5 protein-coding genes are annotated in these 4,797 nt (G+C 69.9%); 2 read left to right on the top strand and 3 right to left on the bottom strand.

The window, feature by feature from the left end; genetic code table 11:
- Both ABY44_RS15375 and ABY44_RS15370 read left to right on the top strand, forming a co-directional pair.
- Nucleotides 1-393 (top strand): TadE/TadG family type IV pilus assembly protein (locus ABY44_RS15375; protein WP_431641378.1); only part of this gene is annotated, 393 nt, incomplete at its 5' end.
- Complete coding sequence (locus ABY44_RS15370; protein WP_060173194.1) at nucleotides 386-1,426, top strand: TadG family pilus assembly protein; 1,041 nt, start codon at nucleotides 386-388, stop codon at nucleotides 1,424-1,426. The genes ABY44_RS15375 and ABY44_RS15370, both read left to right, overlap by 8 nt.
- On the opposite strand, the gene ABY44_RS15365 is transcribed toward ABY44_RS15370, so the two are convergent.
- From ABY44_RS15365 to ABY44_RS15355, 3 genes are all read right to left on the bottom strand, one after another.
- Complete coding sequence (locus ABY44_RS15365) at nucleotides 1,399-2,652, bottom strand: glycosyltransferase family 87 protein (protein WP_060173195.1); 1,254 nt, start codon at nucleotides 2,650-2,652, stop codon at nucleotides 1,399-1,401. The genes ABY44_RS15370 and ABY44_RS15365 overlap by 28 nt on opposite strands.
- A gap of 15 nt (nucleotides 2,653-2,667) precedes the next feature.
- Complete coding sequence (locus tag ABY44_RS15360; RefSeq protein ID WP_060173196.1) at nucleotides 2,668-3,747, bottom strand: glycosyltransferase family 2 protein; 1,080 nt, start codon at nucleotides 3,745-3,747, stop codon at nucleotides 2,668-2,670.
- 289 nt (nucleotides 3,748-4,036) lie between these two features.
- Nucleotides 4,037-4,797: PhnD/SsuA/transferrin family substrate-binding protein (locus tag ABY44_RS15355; protein ID WP_431641377.1), on the bottom strand; the 761-nt coding region annotated here is incomplete at its 5' end.

The raw sequence follows: 4,797 nt of genomic DNA, 5'->3' as shown, positions 1-4,797 counted from the left end.
GGCGTCGTGTCTCTCGAATTCGTGCTGATGCTGCCGTTCCTGCTGATGGTGCTGATCGGCATCATCGACACGAGCCTGATCCTGTGCGACAAGGCCGTCATCACGAACGCGAGCCGCGAGGCCGCGCGGGCCGGCGTCGTGCTGCGCGTGCCGATGCTGACCACGACGCAGATCGCGGGTATCGCGCAGAACGCGATGCAGAACAGCCTGATCACCGGCGGCACCGCGACCACCCCGGCGGTGACCGTGACGCAGGCGAACGGCACGACGTCGGGTACCGCGCTGACGGTGACCGTGACCTACACGTATACGGGGCTCGTGCTGGGTTCGGCGTTCAGCGCGCTCACCGGCCCGGTGACGGTCTCGGCGACTTCGGTGATGCTCTATGAATGACGTGTGCGCGACGCAACCCGCCGGCCCCGCGCGGCAGCGCGGTTCGGTCGCGTTGTTCTTCCTGATGTTCCTGATTCCGCTGCTGTCGTTCGGCGCGCTGGCGATCGACATCGCGTGGGTGGTCACGGTGAACAACCAGTTGCAGAACGCGGCCGATGCGGCCGCGCTCGCGGGGGCCGATGCGATGATGTCGCCGAGCGGCGGCGCGGTGAACTGGTCGCAGGCCGCGCCGGCGGCGAACGGCGTGATCGCGCGGAACTCGGCGGCCGGTGCGACGCTGTCGACCGGCACGGTGACCACCGGATACTGGAACGTGACGCGCAATCCCGCATCCATGCAGCCGACGACCATTACGCCCGGCACCTACGACGTGCCGGCGGTGCAGGTCACCGTGTCGCGCGCGCCCGGCGTGAACGGCGGCTCGATTCCGCTGCTGCTCGGCGGGCTGCTCGGGATTCCCGGCGCCTCCGGTAGCGCGACCGCGGTGGCGGTGCTGGCGGCGCCGGGCGGGGTGGCGGCCGGCGCGCTGTTTCCGGTTGCGATCGACCAGTGCGTGTACAACCTGTACTGGAACGCCGCGACCAACCAGCCGCTGATCAATCCGCTGACCGGCCAGCCGTACGAGTTCTCGATCACGAACGGCCAGGTCTACGGCCTGCTCTGCATGGGCGGGCAGTGGACCTCGTTCCAGTCGACCGCGACCGACACGACGACGATGGGCAACCTGATGGTGACCGGCAACCCGACGGCGCTCAACATCGGCGACAGCATCAATCTCGCGACCGGCGTGAAGGCGACGCTCTATACGTCGGTGCCGGTCGGCGCGACGGTGGTGCTGCCGGTCGTCACGCAGACCGCGACCAGCACCACCGTGCCGATCGTCGCGTTCGCGCCGTTCCATATCGACGTGTCGCTCGGCGGCACGTACAAGTACATCCAGGGCCACTTCGTCGCCGGCGTGAAGATGACGGGCGTCGGGACCGGCGTCGGGCCGTACTACGGCGTCTACGTGCCGCCGCGGCTCGCGTTGTGAGTGTGCGGGCCGGCGCGGCGCAGCAGCACGAGGAGTGCGAACAGCGTCACGGCCGGGCCGATCTGTGGCCATTGCAGCCACGGGTTCAGGTATTCGACGATCGGCAGCAGCCACATGAGCGCGATCGCGGCCTGCTCGCCGCGCAGCCAGCCGTCCTGCCAGCCGGTCGCCAGCATGCACGCGATCGCGATGCCGAGCCACGCGAGCTCGTAGTGCCACACGTACGGGTTCGCCGCGAGCGTCGCGACCGCCAGCACGGCGGCACGCAAGCGGAGGTCGCGCGAGCGCGTCCACACGATGCAGGCGGCTGCGATCGCCAGCGCCGCGATGCACGCCTGCGCGGCATACGCGAGCCCCGGCGTCAGGCCCGCGAGCCGGAAGGCGGCGAACGGCGCCGGCGACGCGAGCCAGAACACGACACCTTGCTCGAGGAGGAGCGACCGCGCGAGCGCGGTGCCGGCGACGAACCGATGGAGCGACTCGACGCCGCAGACGAGGACGCTCAATGCGGCGAACGCGGCGGTGGCGAGCGCGGCCCACGCGATCGTGCGCCATGCGCGCGTGGCGATCAGCACGAACGGGAACAGCAGCGCCAGTTGCGGCTTGGCCGACAGCAGCCCGATGCAGAGGCCGGCCCACATCGGCCGGCGGTCCGCCCAGCAGACGGCCAGCGCCGCGCACGACGCGGTCAGGAACGCGTTTTGCCCGAACATCCCGGTGACGAACACGCACGGGGCGGCGATCAGCGCGAACCCGCCGACGCGCCCTGCGCCGCGGATCGCGCCGAGGCCCGATACGCGCGATGCGGCGAAACCGAACACGGCGACACCGAACGCGACGAACAGCGGATAGCCGATCGCAAAAGGCAGCAGCGCGAGCGGCGTCACGAGCAGCAGGTTGGTGGGCGGGTACAGCCACGCGACGAGGTCGTCGCGGCGGAACTGCGGGAACAGCTCGGCGGCCAGCCGCGAGAAGGTCGGCACATCGTACGCTTGCCACGGCGAGCCGTGCAGCATCACGTACGACGCCGTCCAGAACACCGCGTAGTCGGGGCCCGGGCGCGACGGGGCGGTGGCCGGCGCATGACGGACGACGGATACCCAGATCGCGACGAACAGCGCGTAGCACGCGAGCGCGACCGCGCTGTACGCAACGACGCGCCGCGGCGTCAGCCATGCGCGGACGGGATGGTCCGCCGATCGCATCGTTTGCCGGGCGAGATCCATGCGGCGTGTACGCGGTTACTTGACGGAGACTTTGCGCGCGCCGTGGCCGGCGGCAGTCGCGGGGAGCGGCGTTCGGCGGCGGGCCGCGTGCGTGCGCTTGAGCGGGAACTGCAGCAGCTTCGACGCAGGATGCGCGGCGGCGTCCCGCTGCGCGCGGTAACGGCGGCGCACGAGATAGACGGGGCGCTGCTTCGATTCGTGATAGATGCGGCCGAGGTATTCGCCGATGACGCCGATGCCGATCAACTGGATGCCGCCGACGAACAGCATCACGGAGATGAGCGACGCGTAGCCGTGCACGGGGTTGCCGAACAGCAGCGTGCGCATGACGATGAAGGCGCCGTAGATGAACGAGAGGGCGGCGAACGCGAGGCCGATGTAGGTCCATACGCGCAGCGGCACGGTGCTGAAGCTCGTGATGCCTTCGAGCGCGAAGTTCCAGCGCCGCCATCCGGAGAATTTCGAGCGGCCGCCGCTGCGTGGGGCACGCGTGTATTCGATGATCTCGGTGCGATAGCCGACCCACGCGAACAGGCCTTTCATGAAACGCCGCCGCTCGGGCAGCGCACGCAGCGCGTCGACGACCTGGCGGTCCATCAGCCGGAAATCGCCGACGTTCTCGGGCATTTCGACTTCGGAGAGGCGGTTGTGGACGCGGTAGTAGAGCGCGGCGGCCACGCGCTGCATCAGCGGATCGCACATGCGGTCGGTGCGTTTCGCGGCGACGACCTCGGCGCCGGCGAGCCAGCGTTCGACCATCGCGGGGATCAGAGCGGGCGGGTCCTGCAGGTCGGCATCGATCAGGATCACGGCGGTGCCGGCGGCTTCGTCGATGCCGGCGGTGAGCGCGGCTTCCTTGCCGAAGCGCCGGGTGAGATCGACGATGCGCACGCGCGGGTCGCCGGCGGCGATGTCGATGAGCCTGTCCAGCGTGTCGTCGCGGCTGCCGTCGTTGATGCAGACGATCTCGAAACGGATCGTATCGACCGATTCGAGGATGGGCAGCGTTGCCGCAAAGAATGCGTCGATTGTTTCCGCCTCGTCGTGGAACGGTACGACGAGCGATACCAGCGGCCTTCTGGCGTGCGCGGACATACGTCCCCCGAGAGATCCGGCTCGTGCTGCGCCGTATGGATCAGGTCGTCGTCCGCTGCAGGCCGGACGACAGGCGTTCTGATCATTGTAGGCAGGAATCGGGGATTCGTAACACGAATTGATGCGGGCGTGGTGGGGGGCTCGGGAACCACTACCGCCGCGGATGCGACGGTCAGCATGTCGATTCGATAACGACGATGACGGGCATGCCAGTCCGGGATCTGACAGGCGCGCCGCTGGACATGCCGCGGCCGCGCTGAACGCTGAACGCCGCCACGCGCGTCACCGTTCAGGCGGACACGTTGCGGATCGCGATCGAGGCGACGTCGACGCGCCGCGGCAGGATCGCGTCGGCCGCCGCGCGGTCGGCGACACGCTGCAGCACGTCGATGTCGGCACCGCTGAGGCTGCGCTGCGCGAGCGCGGCCCGGCGTGCGATGTCGGTGGCCGCGTCGGGCGGCAGGCGCGTGAGCGACGCATAGACGGTCGCATAGTCGGCGGGATGCGCGAGCGCCCACTGGCCCGCGCGGGCGAGCCGCGCCAGCACGTCCGCGAGCGCCGCGCGCTTCGCGCGATCGTCGAGCGTTTCGACCGGCGACGTGAGGAACGCCAGCCCGGAATTGATGCCGCTGCCGTCACGGACGACGCGCGCGCCGCGTCGTACCGCATGCCCGTAGTACGGGTCGAACGTCGCCCAGATGCCGATCCGCTTCGCCTCGAACGCGGCGAACGCGTCGACGGGCAGCACGAAGCGCACGTCGACGTCACGCGGCGCGAGGCCGTGTTCGCGCAGCGCGCCGTACAGCTGGTACTGCGAAATGCTGCCGCGCGCGGACGACACGACGACGGTCTGTCCTTTCAGGTCGGCGACGGTGCGGACCGGCGAATCGGGCTGCACGACGATGCCGAGCGATGTCGCCGAGCCGACGCGCGTCGCGACGATCCGCAACGACGGATCGCCGAGCGCGGCCGTCAGCACGGGCAGGTCGCCGGCCGGCGCGAGATCGATCGCCCCCGCGCGCTGCGCCTCGAACAGCGGCGCGGCACCCT

This window comes from Burkholderia sp. ZZQ-2 (assembly GCF_050768715.1).
Classification (GTDB): Bacteria; Pseudomonadota; Gammaproteobacteria; order Burkholderiales; family Burkholderiaceae; genus Burkholderia; species Burkholderia cepacia.
This window is presented reverse-complemented; position numbering and strand designations above follow the sequence as displayed.

Excerpts from the sequence above, each read along its gene's own strand:
- ABY44_RS15370 (WP_060173194.1), top strand. The coding sequence starts at position 386 with ATGAATGACGTGTGCGCGACGCAACCCGCCGGCCCCGCGCGGCAGCGC.
- ABY44_RS15365 (WP_060173195.1), bottom strand. The coding sequence starts at position 2,652 with ATGGATCTCGCCCGGCAAACGATGCGATCGGCGGACCATCCCGTCCGC.
- ABY44_RS15360 (WP_060173196.1), bottom strand. The coding sequence starts at position 3,747 with ATGTCCGCGCACGCCAGAAGGCCGCTGGTATCGCTCGTCGTACCGTTC.